Raw genomic sequence first — 23489 nt, 5'->3', positions numbered from 1 at the left:
TATTAATGAATTTTCACCGTTATTCACATAAACAATAATACCCTAAATGACAACATTGAAAAATGAGTTAGTTGGCACTTGGTCACTACTTTCCTATATAGAAGTCCCATTGAATGGTCTCGATTCCACTTTTCCCATGGGCAAAAATCCGAAAGGATCCCTAATTTATGGTCCAGATGGACATATGTCTGTCCAGATTTCCAGTTCCGAACGAGGTCTGTTCAGTTCCAATGATCGTTTCATTGTGAACGAAGAGGAATTGCTTTCCTGCGTAAAAGGTTTTATTGCTTTTGCCGGATCCTATCAGATTGATAATAATACAGCGACGGTTACCTATGCTATTCAGACTTCTTCCTTCCCCAATTGGGAAGGACAATTGCAGGTGCGAAAAATAGATTTCGAAGGCGATATCCTTTATCTGAAATCAGTTGAACCTATTTTGTCCGGAGGGAGTTATGTGAACAGTTACATGACCTGGCAGCGATTGGAGAAAATGGAATTACAGTCCCGTAGGGAGAGATTTGTGGAATACAATGCCTTAAAACGCGAAAAAACAGCTTTTGAAGACTAATATAATCTATTTGTAAAAAGCAGATTTTTCACGACATTTTTTACCCCTTTATGTATAGGAGATTTTTTCAAAAATCCGTACCTTTGCAGCATCAATTCAAGCTATGAGTGACGCTATAAAACACGAGTGCGGGATCGCATTTATCCGACTGTTAAAACCCCTATCTTATTATCAAGAAAAATATGGTACGCCCTACTACGGGATCAACAAGTTGTACCTGCTTATGGAAAAGCAGCACAACCGTGGTCAGGATGGGGCAGGGATCGCGACGATTAAATTCGACGTGCCTCCCGGCAACCGTTATATTTCCAGATACCGAGCGATGGGTTCATCTGCAGTAGCTGAGATCTTTGAATATGTTCAGAAGAAATTTGCAGCTGTACAAAAGGCTTATCCAGAGGAGTCGAAAGACACTCAATGGTTAAAAGAGAACGTAAGTTTTACGGGCGAGGTTTTACTTGGTCACTTACGTTATGGAACCCATGGTAAAAACAGCATCGAAAGCTGTCACCCATTCCTTCGTCAGAACAACTGGATGTCCAGAAACTTGGTAGTTGCTGGTAACTTCAATATGACCAATGTTGATGAGCTTTTACAACAGCTTTACGACCTGGGCCAGCATCCAAAGGAACAAGCCGATACCGTTACGGTATTGGAAAAAATCGGACACTTCCTGGACGAAGAAAACCAACAATTGTTCGATAAGTTCAAAAAAGATGGCCTGTCGAACATTGAGATTTCTGCGCAGATTGCCAAAAACATTGATGTTTCCAATATATTGACCCGTTCAGCCAAAACCTGGGATGGTGGTTATACCATTGCTGGGATCTTTGGACATGGGGATGCATTCGTGATGCGTGACCCAGCGGGGATCCGTCCGGCATTCTATTACCAGGACGATGAAGTTCTTGTGGTAGCATCGGAAAGACCGGTGATTCAAACAGCCTTCAATATTCCATTGAATGCCGTGAAAGAGATCAAACCAGGTCATGCCTTGATCGCGAAAAAAGATGGAACGGTTTCAGAAGAAATGTTCCGTGAGCCCGTTGAACAGAAATCCTGTTCTTTCGAGCGTATCTATTTCTCGAGAGGTTCGGATGCGGATATCTATCAGGAACGTAAATCCTTAGGACGTTTGCTTTGTCCGCAGGTGTTGAAGTCCATCGACAACGATATCAAGAATACGGTATTCTCTTTCATTCCAAATACGGCTGAAGTGTCTTATTATGGGATGATGGATGGTATCAATGCCTATGTGAGAAATTGCCAAAAGGATATCCTTTTAAATAGAGACGATAAGATCACCGACGAGGAAATGGAAGAGGTATTGAGCATGAAACCACGCTTCGAGAAATTGAACGTGAAAGATGCTAAATTACGTACGTTCATCACGCAAGATGCAGATCGCCAGGATATGGTTCAACATGTCTATGATACCACATATGGTATCGTTCGTGACCATGAAGATACCATTGTTGCCATCGATGACTCCATCGTACGGGGAACGACCTTAAAACAAAGTATTTTAACCATCTTGGATCGTTTGCATCCTAAGAAGATCGTAATCGTTTCTTCAGCCCCTCAGATCCGTTACCCGGACTGTTATGGTATTGATATGTCCCGCATGGGTGAGTTTGTTGCTTTTGAAGCTGCGATCTCCCTATTGCGTAAAAAAGGATTGGCACATATTATTGAGGAGGTTTACCAGAAATGTCTGGCATCGACGACGCTTCCAAGAGAAAAGGTGCAGAATTATGTGAAAGCGATCTATGAACCATTCACCGATGAGGAGATATCTCAAGAGATTGCTAGGATTATTAAACCACATAGCCTAAAAGCAGAGGTTGAAGTGATCTTCCAAACATTGGAGAATTTACATGAAGCATGTCCGAACCATAAAGGGGATTGGTACTTCTCCGGTAATTATCCGACTCCAGGAGGAAATAAGGTGGTGAACAAAGCCTTTATGAACTGGATGGAAGGAAAGAATGTAAGGGCTTATTTTAGTAGTTAGGTATTGTTTAGTATCAAGTAGATAGTATTTAGTAGTTAGACACTACAAGCGCTTAAACAGGCTGAATCATGATAAATGGTTCAGCCTTTTTTTGTTTGTAATGTTTTTTTTGCCTCACCGCGTCATTGCGAGATGTCCTCCACGTCATTGCAAGATGTCCTCCGCGTCATTGCGAGGAGTTCTACACGTCATTGCGAGGAGTTCTACACGTCATTGCGAGGAGTTCTACACGTCATTGCGAGGAGGCACGACGAAGCAAACTTTGAACACTGTCATCCTGAGCATCGTCGAAGGATCTGTACGCTGATAAACGAACAGATGGTTCGACTACGCTCACCATGACATATCGAAAGATTGCTTCGTTCCTCGCAATGACGTGGGTGTCGCAATGACGTGGGTGTCGCAATGACGTGGGAAGTTCAAGACATAGGAAGAGCCCCTATGAACCGATATTGTCAGTAGGCTGCAAGTAGTATGTAAGTGCCTAAAGTCACTTACAACTCACTTACAGGGCACTTACATGGCGCTTGCACCTCGAAGCAGGTAATGATAAAATATGTATTGTCCTATTATAACAATAAAGCTTTTAAAACAGCAGAGGCTGTATCGGTATATTGATACAGCCTCTGCTATGATATTTTATTGTTATGTTCTTAATCTTAGTTCAGAACGCCTTTACCTTTATCCAATTCTGCGTCGTGTTGTGTCGCAATCATAGTATTGGTAGGTTGGTTCAATTTCGGCGCTTTGATGATTTTTGTACTGGCCAAGTATTCTTTGTTCTGCGAATAGATGAACAATAAGCTGCCGTCTTTGATGGTGTTGATGATCGGTTTGTTCAATTCTCTTGGTAGGGCAGGGCAGCCATAGCTTCTTCCTAACCTTCCAGTGGATTTGATGACGTCTGTGCTGCAGTAATCTGCACCGTGGATAACGATCGCACGTGGTCTAGCCTGATCATTGATTCCTCTTTCCAAACCGTTCAAGCGTAAGGAAAATCCGTTTCCGCCGTTGTAGGTTTCCTGTGTTTCATAGAATCCTAAGGAGCTTTGGAAAGATCCATGTTTGTTGGAGAAAGAAGTAGCGTATTTTTCGCCACTGTTTCTTCCGTGGGATACGATGTTATGGAATAATAATTTTTTCGCTTTCAGATCGATCACATACATCCGCTTTTCGGTAGATGGTAAGGTGAAGTCGATCACGGTAATGATGTCTTTGTTCTTTGCTCGGAGTTGGTTGTATCCTTGCATGGCCTGCTCGAAAGCTTCCCATTTTAAAATCGATGAAAGTTTCATTTCATCATAAAGTCCTCTGATAGGGTCTTTGCTAACCTCAGTAGTTTTAACAATTTCTGATGTCGATTCCTGAATAATGTTGGAATGGTTTTGGTTTACGTTGAATCCTGAAGTTGCGATTGCCCACAGGGATAATAGCAATAATTTGTTCATAAGCACTTTTCCTAATCTTCGGGTACAAAATTAGGAAAAAATTGACAATCAAAATGTTAAATAGTATTAATCAATCACCACCACCAAGGATTGGAAGGGCTTAAAATTGTCGTACACATACTTGGCATGAGAGGACGCATTCCGCACACACATATGCGATCGTGGCGTGGTTCCCAAGGACCAACTATACTCAATGATTTTTCCTTTCGGATTATTGACCGGAACACCGTGAATATAGCCTCCATTCGTGAATCGGGACGCATATGGGGCATATCCCTCGATCGATTTCGTGCCGTCTTTGAAGTAGAACATCTTGGCTTTTTGCTCCTGAACGAAGAAGATTCCTAGCGGAGTTTCCATCGCATGAGGAGGCTTATGACGGCCCGAAGTTGCCGGGTTCATCGACCTGATTTTCCATTCATTTTCACCCGTTCTTTCCAGCACACAAATATTTTGGTTTGTAACATCTACCACCGCAACATGGGCAATTTTCACCGAATCTCCCTTCGATTTGACATATCTTTTCGGCACATACCAAGTACCTTCAAAGGATAAACCGGTCACTTTAACCATGTCCAAGGTATCACTGCTTTCAATGGCCACTAAGGAACCATCGCGCCCATATCTACTCGGTTTCTTACTGTTTTCTGATTGATATAAAGGAGCAGATTGGTACTTTTCATTCCCCAAGGTGTCGGAAACCCGTTTATAGGCGTTCCTTACAAAATTCTCTACAACCGCAGCTTCGCCATTCCGGTTTTTATAATTGTCCAGGACACCATAGACATGAGGCATCCTCATGAAATTCTCGATATGGGCTAGTTTTTCTTTTATCTTATCAAACTGAAATATCCGGGTAGTATCCTCATAAGGATAAACATCTTCCAAAGTATATTTTTCAAACTGGATGTCCTTGTCCAGTTTGATGTCCGCAGCTGTACGAGGCTTTTCTCTTTCAGCCTTTTCAGCTGCTTCTTTAGCTTCCTTTACTTTTTCTAGGGAATCTTTTCTCCGAAGTTCCGCAGCACTGCTGTTTTTAGATGAATTTTTACAGGCAGCTGTTGCTATAATAACAAAAAGAAAGATAAAGAAAATCGTATTTCTCATTCGAATAGTTTGGTAATGTTTAGTGTTTTTGTCAATTTTAGTAAAAATATCAAAACTTTTGATACTAAAACTGTTTCTTAAGCTTTAGAGCCTAAAAATCATTCCAAGTTTGCGGATTTCGAAAAATTTAGCTTTTTTTTGTAGTTATGGAGCCAAATGGATTTATAAAGATTGCTGTTGCCATCATCATCAATAAAAAGAATGAGCTGCTAACGGTGCGTAAATTCGGATCGACCTATTATCAACTTCCTGGTGGAAAGATCGAGAGCAATGAACGACCAGTGGATACCCTGATCCGCGAATTGGAAGAGGAGATAGGTCTAAGCCTTAGAGAGGAGCAGTGTTCCTTTTTGACCGTGCATGAAGCCCAAGCGGTGAATGAAAAAGGAAAGACGGTAAGGGGGTTTGTATTCCGATGCCAATTAGCTGATTCGGATAAAGTGTGGCTTGCGCAAGCAGAAATTGAAGAGGTCAGGTGGGTGAAACCGGAGGAGAGCTCAACAGTTAACCTCGCCAATCTCCTCAAGCAGATCGCCCTACCTATCTGGATTTCTTAATACAGTCCGGAAACCTAAAAGGAGAATTAAATAATGTTAATTAACAAAAGTTAACATATTGATATACAAATTGTTAATCTAAGTTAAAAATATTAATATCTACGAGTGGTAACCTATTTTTGATGTATTCTATTACATGTTTAACGCATTAAATAATCATCAAAATGAAAAAATTTACATTAATTTTTGTTTTTGGCGCTGTTTGTTTAACAAGCCATCTTAAAGCTCAAACCTTAGATCTTCCCGAAAAGCATCGATTAGGTCTGGGACCAATTGCTGGATATGACTTCAAATTAAAGGGGCCATCCTATGGAGCGGGGTTGATGTATGAGTATAAACCTTTCCGATCAGTAGGTTTTACTGCAGGCCTAAGTTATGAACAGACCAGAAAAGAACTGACCGGTTCGGATTTTTCCAGTGATGATGAAGGCCTGCTCAAACACCATCTGTACTCGGCCAGTTTAGGCGCAAGGTATTATGTGGGTTCCTTTTATTTAGGAGGTGCGTTGGGCTACGCTTACGAGTATGGTGAATCCCAAATGGATAATGGCACAATCATTAAAGGAGGAAGTATCAATAGCCTGTATAGCTCCTTGGGAGTCGGCTATCAAGCGCCCTTGAGAAATGGCGACTTATTAGAAATGGAACTGGGTTCATTTGGAACCAAAAACTCCATGAAATTAGGGGGAACCGTAAAATATAAGTTCCTGAAATAGTCTATATAAAAAGGGTTGGTCCAATTGGAACCAACCCTTTTCTATTCACATTTATCTCTATTTGCTATTAAAAGTGGAAAGTAACACCTACAGATGGAGCGAATGAATCAGCATTTAAGCCGTATTTATTCACTGTTGTAGAGGTATTTGTAGCATCCACTTCACTTTTTTCAGAGTTGAAGTAAAGACCTTTTACTTTAAAATCGATACCGATGTTGCTAGTTGGGAAATAAGCGATACCTGGAGCCAATTCTACACCATAGCTTGATGTATTTCCAATTTTAGTACCATCTATTTCATGATTACCCCATGCCATAGGAACTGATAATTGTCCGAAGAATTTAACAGGACCTTGGTTAGCGGAGTACATTCTACCAAAAGGTGCTAAAGTGAAGGCATTGTTTGTGTTTTTTACACCAGCTTCAGTTTCAGTTTCTGACCAGCTGTAACCAATACCAGTACCTACCGCGATATTATCTGCTACGAAATAACCCACTTGTGGAGCAATTCCAAACTTGTTATCTTTTGCATCGTTATCTTTAATGCTTGTTCCTTCGTAATTAACTGTACCACCTAATAAGAATTTTCCTTTTTCAGTTTGTGCGTTTGCTGCTAATGATAATGCTGAAACAGCTGTTAAAGTAAGTAATAATTTTTTCATGATTATTTATTTTAATATTTGACTTAATTGTCATGTACGGTCAATTATTCAATACCTGTGCCAAAGTGATAGGATGTATGTTTCTGCCATTGTCATTAAATTTTTATGATTTTGTAAGCGATTGATTGATAGCGCAAAAAGAAAAAGTCTCTCCAAGGAGAGCCAGATTTCGTGACAATAGGACTACAATAGCTTTAAAGCATGATTTTATGCCAAAACTGACAAACACCTTAAAAAGGTCAGTTTGTCAGTGCACATTTGTCTGCTTTTATTTATATAGGTAAATTTTACTTTTCCAAGTTCAGCGCATTCAATCGTAAAGAATTTAAAATTACGGAAACCGAACTCAAACTCATGGCGGCTGCTGCGATCATTGGCGACATCAGCAAACCTGTTGCGGCGTATAATACACCCGCTGCAATAGGAATTCCAATTACATTATATAAGAAAGCAAATAAAAGGTTCTGTTTGATGTTGCTCAACATAGCCTTACTCAATCGATAGGCTTTATGCACGCCTGTAAGATCGCCTTTCACCAAGGTGATTTCAGAACTTTGGATAGCAACATCCGTTCCTGTTCCCATGGCAATGCCGATATCGGCTTGGGTCAAGGCAGGGGCATCGTTGATTCCATCGCCCACCATAATGACCTTTTTACCTTCCGCCTGCAGTTTCTTTATGCCCTTCAATTTATCTTCAGGCAATAGGCCTGCTTGTACATGCTTTATACCGGCTTCTTTAGCCACGATTTCTGCGGTATTTTTATTATCCCCGGTGAACATATAAACTTCAATGCCCTCTTCCTGAAACTTCTTCAAGGTTTCGACACTGCTCTCCTTTAGTGCATCGAAGGCAGCAACAATACCGGCAAACTGCTTGTCAATCGCTAATACCGATACCGAGTTACCTTTTTTCTGTAATTCTTCGATCTGCGCTTCTTGCTCTGCGCTAAGCGATACATGCTGTTCCTTCATCAATCGAGGTGTACCCAACAGGGCCGAAAGGTGGTGGATTTTTCCAGAAACTCCTTTTCCGGCAATGTTTTCAAATTGGACCACATCCAATACCTGTAATCCTTTTTCATTGGCTTTATCAAGCATGGCCTGTGCAAGGGGATGGGTACTGTTTTTATTTACGGATGCTGCAATCTGAAGGATATCGTCTTCCTTGAACTTTGGATTTCCAGATATCACTTCCGAAACAGAAGGTTTACCTTTTGTGATCGTACCGGTCTTATCGACGATCAGCACATCTGCTTTTTCCAGTTTTTCCAATGCTTCGGAATTCTTGATCAGAATTCCTGATTTCGCACCTTTTCCGATCCCCACCATGACAGACATTGGAGTTGCCAAACCCAGTGCACATGGACAGGCTACGATCAGAACAGCCAGCATATTGGAGAATGCCATGGCTGTACTGTTCGGAATGTCCATAAAATTCCAGACCAAGAAGGTAAGGATCGCAATAACGATCACCGTTGGTACAAATATTTTAGAGATCCTATCCGTTAACTTTTGGATGGGTGGTTGACTTCTACTGGCGTCATTCACCAATTGGATGATCTGGGATAACAAGGTTTCGCTACCCACCCGATTGGCTTTCATCAATATTTCATGGTTACCATTAATGGTACCTGCTATTACTTGGTCTTCGGCATTCTTTTCTACCGGGATAGGCTCACCGGTGATCATGGATTCATCGATGGAAGTAGAACCTTCAGTTACCAAGCCATCTACCGGTATCTTATCACCCGCACGTACGCGAAGCACATCACCCACTTTCACATCATGAATGGAAACCTTTCTTTCTTTTCCATTTTCTACCAGAATAGCTTCTGCAGGGCTCAATTTGATCAATTCCTTGATGGCTGAATTTGTCCGGGAATGGGCTTTAGCTTCCATGACCTGGCCGAGAAGGACTAAAGTCAGGATAACGGCTACCGATTCAAAATAGAGATGCACCTCGCCATGATGGCCTTTCAGTTCTGCTGGGAAAATCTGCGGAAAGAAAAATGCCAATAGACTGAAGATAAAGGCAGCGGCAGCACCCAGTCCGATTAAGCTGAACATATTCAGGTTCCAGGTTTTAAAGGAAGTCCATGCACGTTCAAAAAACATCCAACAGGTATAGAATACGACTGGAAGCGTCAGGATCAATTGGATCCAGGCATTGATATGATAGGGGATGATCTTGCTGATGGGTTGTCCAGGAAGCATGTCGCCCATGGAAAGGATGAAAATCGGAACGGTACAAGCTACACTGATCCAGAATTTCGTTAATAGACTTTTATAATGTTCGTCGTCGGCCTCCGATACTTGGTTTGCCACCAGGTCCATCCCACAGATGGGGCAATTGCCCGGATGGTCCTGCACTATCTCTGGGTGCATGGGACAAGTATATTCCACCTTAAGGGTTATTTCTGGAATCTTTTCCAGGTTCATCCCGCAGACCGGACAGGAGCCAAATTTATCATAGACCTTGTCGCCTTCGCACATCATCGGACAATAATATTTCCCCGCATTACTTGCAGTCGTTTTCGGTTTTTCGCTGGTTGCTTGATGGGATGGGGCATTAAAGTCCACCTTTTCGATAGGGCGTAAATGCATATTACAAACAGGACAACGCCCTGGTTCCGTATAGATCTTATCTTTTCCTTCACAGAACATCGGACAGATATATTGCCCACTTTCGGACAATTCCGGCTCTTTGTGCTGATGCGCTCCATGATGCTGATGGGCATGTGCATCCGAATGTATCTGGTAGGCGCCGCCTAGTTCATCTAATTTTTCCTGGAGCGCGTTTTCATCCAGCTCCTCCTCCGAATGGATTTTTGCTTCCCCTTTCGAAAGATTTACTTCGGCATGTACTCCCTCCAATTCATTGAGTTTTTTCTCCACGTTTGTCCTGCAACCATTACAGGTCATGCCTGACACTTTATATGTTTTTTCCTTGTTCATGGTTTATCCCTGTTAATATAGTAACAAAGGTCGCTAGAAAGGGGTTTGAAATTGTTACACAATTTCCAGTTAAAGTTATATTATTATTGGATTAGGCTCATTATTTTAGTATTTCAGAAAAAACCTAAACATTATGACGCTTTCCAGAAGAGATTTTATCCAAAAGTCCGTTTTGTTGATACCTGCTTTACAGTTATCTTCCCTTTATGCCAAGAATTTGGGTTACGCAGGGAAAATAAGAGTTGCTGCAATCGGCATCAAAGGGATGGGTTGGTCTAATCTGAATTCCTTGTTGAAACATCCGGATGTCGTTTGTACAGCCATTTGTGATATCGATGATCAGGTCATCAGTGACCGATTGGCCCAGTTGAAAAAGCTTGGTCAGAACCCCAAAGTCTATAAAAAACACGAGGACCTGTTGAAGGATAAGGAGGTGGATGCGGTGATGATAGGTACACCAGATCATTGGCATTGCTTACAGATGATTGACGCGGTGAAGGCGGGTAAAGATGTATATGTCGAAAAGCCTATTGGGAATTCCATTGTGGAATGCAATACCATGCTGGCTGCCAGGGATAAATACCAGCGGATTGTGCAGGTAGGCCAGTGGCAGCGATCGCAGCAGCATTTCCGGGACGCCATAGACTTTGTGCATTCCGGTAAATTGGGAAAGATCAGGTTGGTGAAGGCTTGGGCTTATCTTGGCTGGAAGCAGCGTGTTCCTGCGATGGCAGACAGCGAGGTGCCTCAAGGGGTTGATTACCAACGCTGGATCGGTCCTGCAAAATCAAGACCCTTTAATGCCAATAGGTTCCATTATAATTTTAGGTGGTATTGGGATTATGCCGGCGGCCTGATGACCGACTGGGGGGTGCATCTATTGGATTATGCCCTGATTGGAATGAAAGTCTCCGATCCAAAATCCATCATGGCGGCGGGAGGTAAATTTGCCTATCCCGATGATGCAGGAGAAACTCCTGATACCTTGACTACTGTTTATGAGTTCGACGGATTTAACCTCCTGTGGGAACATGCTGCAAGTATTTCCGGAGGACCATATAACAGGGAACATGGTATTGCCTTTATCGGTAATAATGGTACGTTAGTGGTCGATCGGAATGGCTGGGAGGTGATTCCGGAAGGAAAGAAAATGGAGCCTGTACCTTTGCAGAAGAAAGTGGATAATGGATTGGATCTGCATACCTATAATTTCATTGAAGCGGTGAAGGCCAAGAATCCAAGCTTATTAAATGCACCCTTGGAAATCGGGAGCCATATTGCCAAATTATCCCAAATGGGAAATATTGCCTACCGGACCGGTAAGAAAATCTATTGGAACAAAGAGCGACAGCAATTTAAAGAAGCGGAAGCGAATAGACTGCTTGCAGCTCCATACCATAATGGCTATAAGCTCCCAAAGATCTAAAAGATAGCCGAAGCCATTAGATCATGGGGAAGAGGGAAGACTTTTGCGCGATGGTGTAGTTATCCTTTATGGATTGAAAGAATCGTTTATTAAGTGGGTTTTCCTCCAATAGAAAGGGAATATACAAGGGGTTGTTCTGGACGATGAGTTCATAATAACCAAACAACACCTTATTATTTTTTTGGATAGCTTTCACAGATCGTATGCCTTGAATATCCCTTAGAAGGTTGAAGCGGATCTGATTGCCGCTTGTCCATTCCACTAATACATCACTATTTTGCGGGTTGAACCAGATCTCCTGTTCTTTGGCATACTTGAGGTGGTTGTTCAGGATCAGGATCTGCCCGATCAGGTATAAGCTGATCGGAAGCATCAACAATAGGATTTTGACCTTCATCGCCAAAAATAACGTAATGGCCAAAAGGATTACACCAATACCCACACTATATAAACAGCTTTTTATGACTTTATTGATCAATTGCTCATTGCTGTCTACCAATACATAACCTTGTTTGGCCTGTCTTTTTATGGCCATGGATTTCCCAGCCTTTATGATTTTATTGGAGATAAAATATAAAAGGATTCCCAACAGGGCGATGATCAATAAGAACTTTTGCATGGATTAATACTGTTCAGACTCGTTCGGGTAATCGCCAGCCTTCACATCAGCCACATAAGCTTTCGCCGCATTCCCGATCTGCTCTGCCAGGTTCACATATTGTCTTAAGAACTTAGGTTTGAATTCCTGGGTAATGCCCAACATGTCGTTTACGACCAATACCTGTCCGTCACAACCGTTACCCGCACCAATACCAATTGTTGGGATATCGAGCATTTTGGAAACCTCTGTAGCTAATTCGGCAGGGATTTTTTCCAAGACGATGGCAAAACAACCGGCTTCCTGAAGCGCAAGGGCATCCGATTTCAGTCGTGCAGCTTCTGCTTCTTCTTTTGCCCGAACACCAAAATCTCCGAATTTATAGATGGATTGCGGTGTTAAGCCCAAGTGTCCACATACCGGAATCCCCGATTGAACGATCTTTTTGATGTTATCGATGATTTCCTCGCCACCTTCCATCTTCAGGGCATGGACTCCAGATTCCTTCATCATACGGACCGCTGCTTTATAGGCATCATCCGTAGCACCCTGGTATTCGCCGAAAGGCATATCTGCGATGACCATTGCGCGGGAAGCCCCTCTAGCAACGGCAGCAGCATGATAGATCATATTATCCAAAGTAATGGGTAGGGTCGTTTCAAATCCTGCAAAAACATTGGCTGCCGAATCGCCAACCAATAATACTTCCACACCGGCCTGATCCAAGATCTTGGCCGTAGAATAATCGTAGGAGGTCAACATACTGATTTTCTCTCCCCGGTGTTTCATATCGCGCAAGGCGGATGTGGTAACTCTCTTGATTACTTTATTAACTGACATATGCTCTATCGTTTCCTGCAAAATTAGCTTTTTTTATAGGAATAGAAAATTACCGTTTAATTCTTATTTTTGCGGGATGATTCCACAAGAACAAAATCACTTTAAATATCCAAAATTTCAGGACCTGATCATTCACGAAGATGATAATCTGATCGTCATCAACAAACCTCCTTTTATTCCATCCTTGGATGCTCGCGAAGGGGGAGAGGTGAATATTTTACGTTTGGCGAAGAAATACCATCCCGATGCGCAGGTTTGCCATCGCTTGGATAAAGATACTTCCGGTATCTTATTGATCGCCAAGAATCCAGAAACGTACCGATTGATGTCCATTGAATTTGAAAAAAGAAGAGTGGATAAAATTTACCATGCCATTATCGATGGTACCCATGTTTTTGAAAACCTATTGGTGGATCTTCCGATCCTCAATCAGGGAAACAAGAATGTTACCATTGATCGGTATAATGGAAAACCTTCAGAAACAATCTTTAATAGCTTGAAGTTTTTCAAGCATTATACCTTGGTTGAATGCAAGCCGATCACTGGTCGCATGCACCAGATCCGGATCCATTTGGCGACACAACATGCTGCCATTGTAGGGGATAGCATGTATAGGGGGAAGCCGGTATATCTTTCGCAGATCAAGAAAAGGGGATATACCCTATCCAAAGACCAGCAGGAACAACCGATCATGAAGAGGTTTGCCCTTCATTCCAAGTCAGTGAAATTCGTACTTGACGGTAAAGAATACAGTTTTGAGGCGGAATACCCTAAAGATTTTGCTACCTTACTGAAGCAATTGGAGAAATTTGATGCTTAATTATGGAAAAAAAGAAGGTTTCTAAGAAAGATATTACCTATTATGTGGTTTTTGCCATTTTAATAGGCTTAATGATATGGCCTACAAGTCGTACCTATATGCAACAGGGTCTGATGAAGATCGGCTTGTTCAAACCTAATATTGAAAAGGGCCAGGTGAATACCGAGGGCTCTGCAAGTCCGATGGTCCTGACGGAGACGATGAGTATTTCGGATCAACAAGGGAATCGCCTGAGTACGCATGACCTGCGCGGAAAAGTAGTGTTCATCAACCTTTGGGCTACCTGGTGTGGTCCCTGTCGAGCAGAAATGCCTTCCATCCAAAAATTGTATGATAAGTACAAGGATAACGATAAGATCGCTTTCCTTTTGGTGGAGATCGAACATGATCAAGAAGGTGCCATAAAGTTTTTAGAGAAAGAGAACCTGAACCTTCCGATCTATTTTCCGGAAAGCCAGATCCCTGATACCTGGATGAGCGGTGCGATCCCAAGTACGGTCGTGCTGAATAAAAATGGAACCCGGGTTTTTGAGCATAAGGGTATGGCCGATTACTCGACCAAAGAATTTGAAGATTATATTATTTCGCTTATCAACGAATAAAAATGACCAAGCAAGAGCTAATTGAACAGATAAAACGTAAGAAGAGTTTTTTATGTGTAGGATTGGATACTGATCTCAGCAAGATCCCTTCACATCTATTGGAAGAAGAAGATCCGATCTTCGCCTTTAATAAAGCGATCATCGAGGCAACGGCTGATCTATGTGTGGCCTACAAACCCAACATCGCTTTTTATGAAAGTTATGGGGTGAAAGGTTGGGAAGCTTTAAGGAAGACCAGCGAGGTACTCCCAAAGGATTGTTTCAGCATTGCTGATGCGAAGCGTGGGGATATCGGTAATACCTCAAAGATGTATGCGCAGGCATTTTTTAATCCGGAGGTTTCGGGTTTGGATTTCGATTCCATTACGATTGCACCTTATATGGGCGAAGATTCTGTTACGCCATTTTTGGATTTTAAAGGGAAATGGGCGATCGTACTGGCGCTTACCTCTAATCAAGGAAGTCTTGATTTTCAGAATTTCAACAATGCGGATGGAAAGCAGTTGTTTGAGGAGGTGATCGATAAGGTGAATACCTGGGGTACATCAGAAAACATCATGTATGTGGTGGGAGCTACCCGTGGGGAAGCTTTTCTTAAGATAAGGGAACATGCTCCAGATCATTTCTTATTGGTTCCTGGAGTGGGTGCGCAGGGCGGTTCATTGGCTGATGTTTGCCAATATGGTATGAACAAGGATTGTGGTTTATTGGTGAACAGTACGCGCGGGATCATCTATGCTTCTCAAGGGAAGGATTTTGCGGAAAGAGCGCGTCAGGAGGCTATCATCCTTCAAAAGGAGATGCAGCAACAGCTTGAATTGCACGGTATTATTTAAGCTTTCGCCAATAAAATCTTACTTTTTGTTAAAATTGTAAGATTTGGCATAATAATTTGTAGAGTAGGGAGACTATTTTCAACTATGAATATTAAAAGATCTCCAATAAAGGCATTGGCGTTGTTATGCGGGGTAGGGTTTCTGAGCAGTTGTAGTTCAGTTTATCTACCGAACGTTCCAGCAACGCCGATGTTCAATAATAAGGGTGAGGGTTATTTAGCAGCTCATGTTAACCTCAAGGGCAATCTTAGCGGAAATGCGGGTGTTGCCATCATAGATAACCTAGCGATCATCGCCAATGGTTCCTACAGCGATTATAAATCCAGTAATCATGATTTTAATCAATACCTCTATGAAGGGGGGCTGGGCTATTATACCTTGGTCGGAAAGTCCAAACGTAGTGTGTTGGAATTTTATGGCGGTTATGGTCTGGGATCTACGTTGGATGTGGATAAAAGAGCCAGTACTACAGGGGCTGATCCGGTGGAATCCAGGGACCTGGATTTCAACAAGATCTTTGTTCAGGCGAATTTTTCATCGACTCGGAAAAACAAGATTAATCTTTTTGGTAAGAAGCGGAGTCTGAATTATGGGACGGCCATTCGTTTGAGCAGAATTAAAATGGATAGTTTTAAGCTGAATGGTGTTGATCATGCTCTGGAGGAGAATGTGTTCGTGGAACCGGTGTTCTTTACACGGATGGAATTGAGCAAGGGACTGCAATTGCAATATACCAATGGCTGGAATATTGGCTTGATGAGCAATGAGTTTTTAAAACCGGGAAATGCGGTTTTTACCTTGGGGCTGATCTATAATTTTGGCAGGAAATAGTATTTAGGAATTATATTAACTAGTTTGGATATGAAAAAAATAGCAGGTTTAATTGTTTTATGTTCGGTATTGTTGCTTTCGGGCTGTCAGGTGAACAAGAAGGCGCAGATAAAAGCCTTGGCTGATTGTGAATATGATGTAGCTTCGGTGGAGCAGGTGAAGTTCAATGGAAAGAACCTTTCGTCGTATAAGGGGGCAGATGGGAATTATAATATCTCTTCTTTGGCAGGATTGGCAGTGGCATTGTTCAGTAAGGAACTGCCTTTGGAAGGAAAGGTGAATTTGAAGATTACCAATCCGGAGGTAAAGAAAGCGGCTTTTAATTCTTTTAAGTATATTATTGAGGTGCAAGGATCGCCTTTGTTTGAGGGAAAGGTGGATCAGAATGTGAATTTAGGGCAGGGGGAGAGTGCTATTGTACCGATGACCTTTAAGGCTAATATTTTTAATAAGGCGAAAGAGAATGGTTTTGAGAATTTCTTTGATGAATTGTTTAATAAGAAGTCGGAAGGGTTTATTGCGCTGAAGATTAAGCCTTCGATTAATATTGCCGGGCAGAATATTTATTATCCTTCTTATATTACGGTGGATAAGAATTTCGGAAAGAAATTATTTGATTTATTTGGGAAGTAGAACGTCATTGCGAGGCCCCCGTCATTGCGAGGAACGAAGCAATCTTTAATCATTGCGAGGCCCACGTCATTGGGAGAAACGAAGCAATCTTAACTCGTCATTGCGAGGAACGAAGCAATCTTCCTTCATGTCATCCTGAGCGCAGTCGAAGGATCTGTTCGGGTACCAAATGTAGATGCTTCGACTTCGCTCAGCATGACAAGTGGAAAGAAAGATTGCTTCGTCGTACCTCCTCGCAATGACGGACCGACCTCCTCGCAATGACGGACCGACCTCCTTGCAATGACGCGGACCCCTCACTCAATCCTACTTATAATCCCTATTAAACGTATACCCCAGCGTCCATTCTATAAAGTCTGCTTTTCCCATATGCGCCTTAATAGAAACCCCCGCATTTAAATTCTTATACACATAATACCTCGCGCCAGCCCTCAAGAAAAACTTCTTAATTTCCCCATTAAACCGTTGGTTGTGAATATAATACCCCACATTCCCATTCAACACCAATCGTTCATTCAATACATGCGCCACATAAAACGAAGGCCCTCCCGACAACTTGGATGCTAATTCCCCCGACTTATCCCCAGCAATCTCTTCATCATTTCCAGACGAAGAATAAAAGAGATCCACCCCCGCACCCAATCGCCACTTATAGGAAACAAACCTACTCGCATACCCACTCAAGGTCGTTTTGAAAAAACGATGATCCAAATCATCCCGCAGTTGCTTAAAACCAACCCCATAATTCAAATGATAATAGATTTTCTTGCTGAAAGGCTCCAGGACAGAATCCCTATGGATCTTCACATCCGGATTAAATTGATAATTAACCGATACCGTAGCCGGTATCAAATTCACGCCTTTATTGGGCAGTGCAAGTGCCCCATTTGAAAAGTGATGAAATGCCAATCCAGCTCCCACTTTTAAATGGTCTGTCAAGCGGTATTGCGCCCGTATCCCCAAATCAATAAACACATTGTTCTTCGATCCAATAACTAGATTCAGAGGGTTTTCCTGTGCGTTATAAGGTTTAAAATTTCCAGAAAGCCCCAACCCCAAACGATAGTCATAGCTCCATTTGCTGTTTTCCTTCGGATAGATAGGTGTTTGTACAAAACCATAAATCGCATAGGGACTTCCGATAATAGGAGAGTTGAACGTGCTGGAATAAATTCCGATACCGTAGATCGGATAATTATATACCTGATAATATTGATCTCTTTTTGCCCTTGATTTAAAACCTACTTTAAGGTTCAAACCGTTATAATATGCCCCCTCATAGGTGGTGTTTTTTAATCCTTTTTGCTGCAATATCCCACCGTTCTCCATCTCAAATTCCAATACCAACGGGCTTTTTACAATTTTTTCTTTGATTTCCTCTACTTGAGCAAAAAGAAAAGAGGGGATTAGGAATGATGATAGGAATAAGAAAAATAGCCTCACGTAGTAAAACAATAACAGTTAATGATAAAGAGCCCAAAAATAGTAATAACTTTGGCTGTGTCCAATTTTATACTCATCATATTTTGTTTGGCTGCTGGCGTGCTCAGTAGGCGGATGAATTGGGTGGCCAAGGATGGATTTAAGGCGTTGAATGCCTGGGTGCTCTATTTTGGTCTACCAGCCTTGTCATTTCGATTTTTACCTCATCTGAAATGGGATAATAACTTGTTGTTTACCATGTTATGTCCATTAATTGTGTTATTAGGCAGTGTTGGATTTTTCTATTTGCTGAGCAGGCAACTTCAATTGTCAAAGCGGTCTAGCCATACCCTGATGTTGGTGGGAGGGCTTAGTAATACCTCCTTTGTTGGCTTTCCATTGATCACAGCCTATTTTGGGGTAGAGGGTTTACCCATCGGCATCGTCAGTGACCAGATGACCTTTTTTCTCTTGTCGACCATTGGGATCATACTGGCCACAAAAGGCGCGCTCAAGCCTAAGAAGAAAGTGGGGGCAGCATTTATTTTAAAACGTGTCTTAACCTTCCCACCGCTGATCGGCTGTTTGTTGGCTTTGACCATTCCCAAATTGATCGATATCAGTCCCTTGGATGACTTCTTTTCTGTTTTAGCATCTACAGTATCTCCCGTGGCCCTATTTTCCATTGGGCTTCAATTGAACTTTGCCATACAAAAAAGTGAGGTTCTCCAGATCTGTTATGCCCTAATCTATAAATTGCTCCTTGCACCAGCTATTGTCTTTGGGCTGGCCATGGCCTTGTCGGCAAAAGGGGAGATCATCAGCATCTCTATTTTTGAAATGGCGATGCCGAGTTTGGTAGCCACCAGTATCGTGATCAACCAATTCAAATTGAATGCTAAATTAGGCAACAGTGTGATCGGCTTGAGTATCCCAATTAGTTTGCTAAGCACCTATTTTTGGTATCAAATTTTGAATTCTTTCTTACTGTAACCGAATTGTTATCAATAATTATATGATATTACTTATCTTTATTGCAATTTAATCAAGCTAGACTTAGTCATTTTTTATTTTAAGGATTATTCATTACAGTTTATGAAAAAAGTACTATTCTTTGCCTTATTGGCAGGAATGCAGATTTCTCAGGCTCAAACTAAACATGAGCGTTTCACACAAAAAATTAATGGAACTAGTCTGGAGTTCACGATGGAAGCCATCCCTGGCGGTGAATTTGAAATGGGGAGTGCAACATCAGCTAAAGCTGACGAAAAGCCTGTTCACAAAGTAAAAATTGACCCATTCTGGATGGGTACCTATGAAGTTACCTGGAATATTTTCGAACCATTTTTATATAAAGATTACGAAGTTACCAAATCGGATGGTGGAAAGGTGCCTGCCAACGTAGATGCAGTGACCAGACCGACCAAACCGTATTTGGATATGACTTTTGGCTATGGCAAGGATGGACAACCAGCCTTGGCGATGACCCATTATAATGCTATTCAATTCTGTAAATGGCTTTACGTTAGGACAGGGGTGTTCTATCGCCTTCCAACAGAAGCGGAATGGGAGTATGCTGCGAGAGCAGGAAGTAAAACGGCCTATTTCTTTGGCGATGATGCCAGCAAGTTAGGTGAATTTGCCGTATACAAAGACAACAGTGGCGGCAAAACAGCGAAAGTAGGACAGAAGAAGGCAAATCCATGGGGATTATTCGATATCTATGGCAATGTAGGCGAATGGACCTATGATCAATATCAAGAAGATTATTACAAGCAATTTGAAGGGAAAGTTGCGGATAATCCGGTGAATGTGCCAACTACTTTATACGCACATTCCGTTCGTGGCGGTTCTTATGAAAGTGAAGCGGTTGATCTACGGTCTGCTGCCCGTCACTTTTCAGATCCTTTCTGGAAGCAGTTGGATCCTCAGATCCCAAAATCGAATTGGTGGTTCCCAGAGGCGCCATTTGTAGGGATGCGTTTAGTAAGACCTGTTAAGCAGCCTAGCCATGAGGAGATTATGGCTTATTACGATAAGGCTCCAATCAAGGATTTTTAATCAACCTAATATATTTCATTAACTCAATTTAAACCTTAAATGGAAAGTTTAAAACGTAGAGATTTTATAAAATCTTCTTCAGCACTGGCAGGCGCAACAGTTTTAACTGCAAGTTCTGTGGGACAAGTGTTCGCTGCGGGAAGCGATGTGATCAAAGTGGCATTAATTGGTTGTGGAGGTCGCGGGACAGGCGCAACATTTGATGCTTTCAATTCAGGCCAAAATATCCAGTTGGTAGCGATGGCAGATGCCTTCAAAGACAACTTGGATGCTACTCATAAAACCTTAGTAGAGAAATTTGGGGACAAGATCAATGTTCCGGATAGCCGCAAATATGTAGGCTTTGACGGCTATAAAGCCGCCATCAAAGATGCCGATGTGGTAATCTTGACGACTCCTCCGGGATTCCGTCCGGACCATTTTGCTGCAGCTGTAAAAGCAGGAAAACATGTTTTCATGGAAAAACCTGTTGCTACTGATATTCCAGGTATCCGTAAGGTGTTGGAAGCTGCCAAAGAAGCGAAAGCGAAGAAATTGAACGTTGTTGTTGGACTTCAACGCCGTTACCAAACAAACTATCGGGAAGCAATCAAACGCATTCAGGATGGCGCTATTGGCGATGTGGTGTCGGGGCAGGTATATTGGAATTCAGGTGGTGTATGGGTAAGACCACGCAAACCTGGACAAACAGAGATGGAATACCAGATGCGTAACTGGTATTATTTCAACTGGTTGTGTGGCGATCATATTGTAGAACAGCATGTTCACAATATCGATATTGCCAACTGGATCAAAGGAAAATATCCGGTTTCCATCCAGGGAACAGGAAGCAGGGCCCATCGTGATGGAAAGGATTATGGAGAGATCTATGATAATTTCGCGATTGAAATGACCTATGATGATGGCGCCGTGGTTTACAGTCAGTGTAGACACTTCGAGGGAATTTCCAACCGAGTGGATGAGACCTTCCAGGCAACAAAAGGGCGGGTTTACCTTTCTGCAGGAAACCAAGCTGTCCTTTGGGATGCGCAAGGAAAGGAAATCTATCGTCATGATCCTAAAGGCAATCCGAATGCCTACCAACAAGAGCATAAAGAGTTATTTGCTGCTATTGCCAACGGAGAATATAAATTTGATAATGCAGAGTATGGCGCATACAGTACTTTAACAGGTATTATTGGTCGTATTGCTTGTTATACCGGAAAGGTAATCAAATGGGATGAGGCAATGCAATCCAATATCGATATCATGCCGGCACAATATTCATTTGATGCGCAGCCGAAGATTGTTCCGAATGCGGATGGTCTTTATCCAGTAGCGGTACCTGGTATCAACGTGGAAAAATATATTTAATAGTGTTGAGGATTTTAGGTTCGATCCTATTGATGGTAATTGGTTGTTCGGCTTATGGCCAACAACCAATTTCTGATTTAGAGCGTTTTGAACTTTTTGGCAAGGCGCAGGGGACAACCTATACGATCAGCTATTATGCCGATGCAGCACGGGTGAAGGTGGAATCGATCGACAGTATTTTCCGGGTGATCGATGCTTCCATGTCCCTTTATCAGCAGGATTCCAAGATATCCAGCTTTAATCTTGCTTCCAGCAGCAAGATCGACATGGACAAGCACTTGCTTCAGGTCATTAAAAAATCATTCAAAATCAATAAGGAATCCAAGGGGCGGTTTGATATAACGGTTAAGCCTTTGGTTGCTTTGTGGGGTTTTGGAACGGAGAAACAGGATGGTCTTCCGGATAGCACTTTGGTTCAACAAACGCTTCAGGTGGTTGGGATGGACAAGCTGAAAAGGAGAGGGAATACATTGATTAAAAAGCTACCAAGTGTTGAAATCGACCTGAATGGAATTGCCCAAGGATATACCGTTGATGTACTTTACGATTTCTTGAAGGGCAAAAAGATCAGCAGTTTTATCATCGAGGTAGGCGGGGAGATTAGGACTTTCGGAAAGAAGCCAGACGATTCATCCTACCGGGTATTGGTTGCTCGACCAGAACAGGCCAGCGCTGTTCCTGATTATGTGATCAATCTCCAGGATAAAGCCATTACCACTTCTGGGAGCTATGAAAAATACCGAACGGTAGACAAGTATCGTTTTTCCCACCATATGGATCCTAAAACAGGTTATCCACTGCAATCGAATATTATTTCCGTGACGGTGATTGCTGAAAATGCGATGGATGCCGATGCCTATGACAATGTATTCATGGCCATGAAACCTTCCGATGCTATTGCATTTGCGAATAAAAAAAATAAAATGGATATTTATTTAATCTACGAAGAGGCCGGGCAAGTAAAAGAAGCCTTTTCTTCTGGATTTAAGAGCTATCTTATAACCGATTAATAAGAAAAAAATTATAAACTAAACCTTACATGAAACGATCAGACTTTTTGAAAAATGGATCACTATTAGTGGGCGGATCATTATTGTCAAGTAAATTAGCAGCGAACGAATCAACTACATCAACTCAAACCATGACGTCAGCCAATCAGCCTTTTAAATTGGATTATGCTCCACATCAGGGCATGTTCAGCGCTACTGCAGGAAAAAATTTCTTAGATGAAATTAAGTATATGCACGAATTGGGTTTCCGTAGCATCGAGGATAATGGGATGCCGGGTCGTTCGGTGGAGGACCAGAAAAAAGCCGGTGATCTGTTGGCGAAATTAGGCATGCGTATGGGTGTTTTTGTAGTCCCTAAGGGCGGAAATGGTGCGAATACATTAGCCGCGGGAAAACAGGAACATATTGATGTTTTCTTGAAGGGATGTCGTGATTCGGTGGAGATTGCCAAACGCTGTAATGCCAAGTGGGTGACCGTGGTACCAGGTGATTACGCTAGGAACCTACCTTTGGGTGTACAAACGGCCAATGTGATCGAAGGATTGAAGCGTGGAGCTGAGATATTTGAACCACATGGTATTACGATGGTCCTAGAACCTCTTAGCGATACCCCAGACCTTTTCCTACGTTTTACCGATCAAACTTATGAAATCTGTAAAGCGGTAGACAGCCCATCCTGTAAAATCCTTTACGATGCTTATCATCAACAGAAGAACGAAGGGAATTTGATCAATCTGATGAACCTTTGTTGGAGTGAGATCGCGTACATACAGGTAGGGGACAACCCAGGCCGAAAAGAACCAACTACCGGAGAGATCAACTATAAAAATGTGTTCAAATGGTTGTATGAAAAAGGTTACAAAGGGATTGTGGGCATGGAACATGGCATGTCCAAAGGCGGGAAAGAAGGCGAAACTGCCCTTGTGAAAGCCTACAGAGAGGTAGACTCCTTCTAATGCTAAAGGGTTTTAGTATTGAAACAAATTCGTTATTAAATTTTGATATTGATTTTATATCGCTATCTTT

The 23489-nt window shown here is 42.1% G+C and carries 22 protein-coding genes; 15 read left to right on the top strand and 7 right to left on the bottom strand.

The genetic code is table 11. The features are described from left to right. Positions 1-46: 46 nt before the first annotated feature. Both E3D81_RS06545 and E3D81_RS06540 read left to right on the top strand, forming a co-directional pair. On the top strand, positions 47-571 hold the full coding sequence (locus E3D81_RS06545; protein ID WP_134776873.1) for a lipocalin-like domain-containing protein: 525 nt from the start codon (positions 47-49) through the stop codon (positions 569-571). A gap of 103 nt (positions 572-674) precedes the next feature. Next, a complete protein-coding gene (locus E3D81_RS06540; RefSeq protein WP_134776872.1) occupies positions 675-2585 on the top strand; it encodes a class II glutamine amidotransferase in 1911 nt (636 codons plus the stop codon). 659 nt (positions 2586-3244) lie between these two features. Here the strand turns inward: E3D81_RS06540 and E3D81_RS06535 are convergent. Next, entirely contained in the window at positions 3245-4033 is a 789-nt protein-coding gene (locus E3D81_RS06535; RefSeq protein ID WP_167554250.1) for a murein L,D-transpeptidase catalytic domain family protein, read from the bottom strand. Positions 4034-4099: 66 nt separating this feature from the next. Further along, positions 4100-5140 (bottom strand): L,D-transpeptidase, encoded by a 1041-nt coding sequence (locus E3D81_RS06530; protein ID WP_134776871.1) that lies wholly within the window; start codon positions 5138-5140, stop codon positions 4100-4102. A gap of 146 nt (positions 5141-5286) precedes the next feature. On the opposite strand from E3D81_RS06530, the gene E3D81_RS06525 reads away from it, so the two are divergent. Both E3D81_RS06525 and E3D81_RS06520 read left to right on the top strand, forming a co-directional pair. Then, positions 5287-5697: an NUDIX hydrolase gene (locus E3D81_RS06525; RefSeq protein ID WP_099366627.1), complete on the top strand. Its 411-nt coding sequence runs from the start codon at positions 5287-5289 to the stop codon at positions 5695-5697. Positions 5698-5861: 164 nt separating this feature from the next. After that, on the top strand, positions 5862-6413 hold the full coding sequence (locus tag E3D81_RS06520) for a hypothetical protein (protein WP_134776870.1): 552 nt from the start codon (positions 5862-5864) through the stop codon (positions 6411-6413). A 67-nt stretch (positions 6414-6480) separates the two neighbouring features. Here the strand turns inward: E3D81_RS06520 and E3D81_RS06515 are convergent, their stop codons facing one another. Next, entirely contained in the window at positions 6481-7074 is a 594-nt protein-coding gene (locus E3D81_RS06515) for an outer membrane beta-barrel protein (protein WP_134776869.1), read from the bottom strand. A 287-nt stretch (positions 7075-7361) separates the two neighbouring features. After that, positions 7362-10031: a heavy metal translocating P-type ATPase gene (locus E3D81_RS06510; RefSeq protein ID WP_134776868.1), complete on the bottom strand. Its 2670-nt coding sequence runs from the start codon at positions 10029-10031 to the stop codon at positions 7362-7364. 133 nt (positions 10032-10164) lie between these two features. On the opposite strand from E3D81_RS06510, the gene E3D81_RS06505 reads away from it, so the two are divergent. Beyond that, positions 10165-11457 (top strand): Gfo/Idh/MocA family protein, encoded by a 1293-nt coding sequence (locus E3D81_RS06505; protein WP_134776867.1) that lies wholly within the window; start codon positions 10165-10167, stop codon positions 11455-11457. A 16-nt stretch (positions 11458-11473) separates the two neighbouring features. Here E3D81_RS06505 and E3D81_RS06500 read toward each other — a convergent pair whose 3' ends face one another. Next, positions 11474-12076: a hypothetical protein gene (locus E3D81_RS06500; RefSeq protein ID WP_134776866.1), complete on the bottom strand. Its 603-nt coding sequence runs from the start codon at positions 12074-12076 to the stop codon at positions 11474-11476. 3 nt (positions 12077-12079) lie between these two features. After that, on the bottom strand, positions 12080-12895 hold the full coding sequence (gene panB, locus E3D81_RS06495; RefSeq protein WP_134776865.1) for a 3-methyl-2-oxobutanoate hydroxymethyltransferase: 816 nt from the start codon (positions 12893-12895) through the stop codon (positions 12080-12082). 76 nt (positions 12896-12971) lie between these two features. Between panB and E3D81_RS06490 the strand changes: the two genes are divergently transcribed. The 5 genes from E3D81_RS06490 (at position 12972) to E3D81_RS06470 (ending at position 16617) form a co-directional block, all read left to right on the top strand. Beyond that, positions 12972-13715: an RluA family pseudouridine synthase gene (locus E3D81_RS06490; RefSeq protein WP_099366620.1), complete on the top strand. Its 744-nt coding sequence runs from the start codon at positions 12972-12974 to the stop codon at positions 13713-13715. Positions 13716-13717: 2 nt separating this feature from the next. Then, a complete protein-coding gene (locus E3D81_RS06485; RefSeq protein ID WP_099366619.1) occupies positions 13718-14317 on the top strand; it encodes a TlpA family protein disulfide reductase in 600 nt (199 codons plus the stop codon). A 2-nt stretch (positions 14318-14319) separates the two neighbouring features. After that, positions 14320-15153 carry an orotidine-5'-phosphate decarboxylase gene (gene pyrF / locus E3D81_RS06480; RefSeq protein ID WP_134776864.1) on the top strand — a complete coding sequence of 278 codons (834 nt, stop codon included), beginning with the start codon at positions 14320-14322 and terminating at the stop codon, positions 15151-15153. A gap of 84 nt (positions 15154-15237) precedes the next feature. After that, complete coding sequence (locus E3D81_RS06475) at positions 15238-15984, top strand: hypothetical protein (protein WP_134776863.1); 747 nt, start codon at positions 15238-15240, stop codon at positions 15982-15984. A gap of 30 nt (positions 15985-16014) precedes the next feature. Beyond that, positions 16015-16617, top strand: a complete 603-nt coding sequence (locus E3D81_RS06470) for a hypothetical protein (protein WP_099366616.1) — start codon at positions 16015-16017, stop codon at positions 16615-16617. Positions 16618-16923: 306 nt separating this feature from the next. Here the strand turns inward: E3D81_RS06470 and E3D81_RS06465 are convergent, their stop codons facing one another. Then, positions 16924-18060 (bottom strand): acyloxyacyl hydrolase, encoded by a 1137-nt coding sequence (locus E3D81_RS06465; protein ID WP_245153302.1) that lies wholly within the window; start codon positions 18058-18060, stop codon positions 16924-16926. A gap of 57 nt (positions 18061-18117) precedes the next feature. On the opposite strand from E3D81_RS06465, the gene E3D81_RS06460 reads away from it, so the two are divergent. The 5 genes from E3D81_RS06460 (at position 18118) to E3D81_RS06440 (ending at position 23419) form a co-directional block, all read left to right on the top strand. After that, on the top strand, positions 18118-19032 hold the full coding sequence (locus tag E3D81_RS06460) for an AEC family transporter (RefSeq protein WP_167554249.1): 915 nt from the start codon (positions 18118-18120) through the stop codon (positions 19030-19032). 102 nt (positions 19033-19134) lie between these two features. Next, positions 19135-20100 carry a formylglycine-generating enzyme family protein gene (locus E3D81_RS06455; protein ID WP_134776861.1) on the top strand — a complete coding sequence of 322 codons (966 nt, stop codon included), beginning with the start codon at positions 19135-19137 and terminating at the stop codon, positions 20098-20100. 39 nt (positions 20101-20139) lie between these two features. Beyond that, positions 20140-21453, top strand: coding sequence for a Gfo/Idh/MocA family protein (locus tag E3D81_RS06450; protein ID WP_134776860.1), 1314 nt, complete (start codon positions 20140-20142; stop codon positions 21451-21453). Positions 21454-21455: 2 nt separating this feature from the next. Further along, a complete protein-coding gene (locus tag E3D81_RS06445) occupies positions 21456-22463 on the top strand; it encodes an FAD:protein FMN transferase (RefSeq protein WP_134776859.1) in 1008 nt (335 codons plus the stop codon). A 29-nt stretch (positions 22464-22492) separates the two neighbouring features. Then, on the top strand, positions 22493-23419 hold the full coding sequence (locus tag E3D81_RS06440; protein ID WP_134776858.1) for a hydroxypyruvate isomerase family protein: 927 nt from the start codon (positions 22493-22495) through the stop codon (positions 23417-23419). The last annotated feature ends 70 nt before the right edge of the window (positions 23420-23489 follow it).

Origin of the sequence: Sphingobacterium sp. CZ-2 (assembly GCF_004526235.1) — a bacterium.
Taxonomy (GTDB): domain Bacteria; phylum Bacteroidota; class Bacteroidia; order Sphingobacteriales; family Sphingobacteriaceae; genus Sphingobacterium; species Sphingobacterium tenebrionis.
This window is presented reverse-complemented; position numbering and strand designations above follow the sequence as displayed.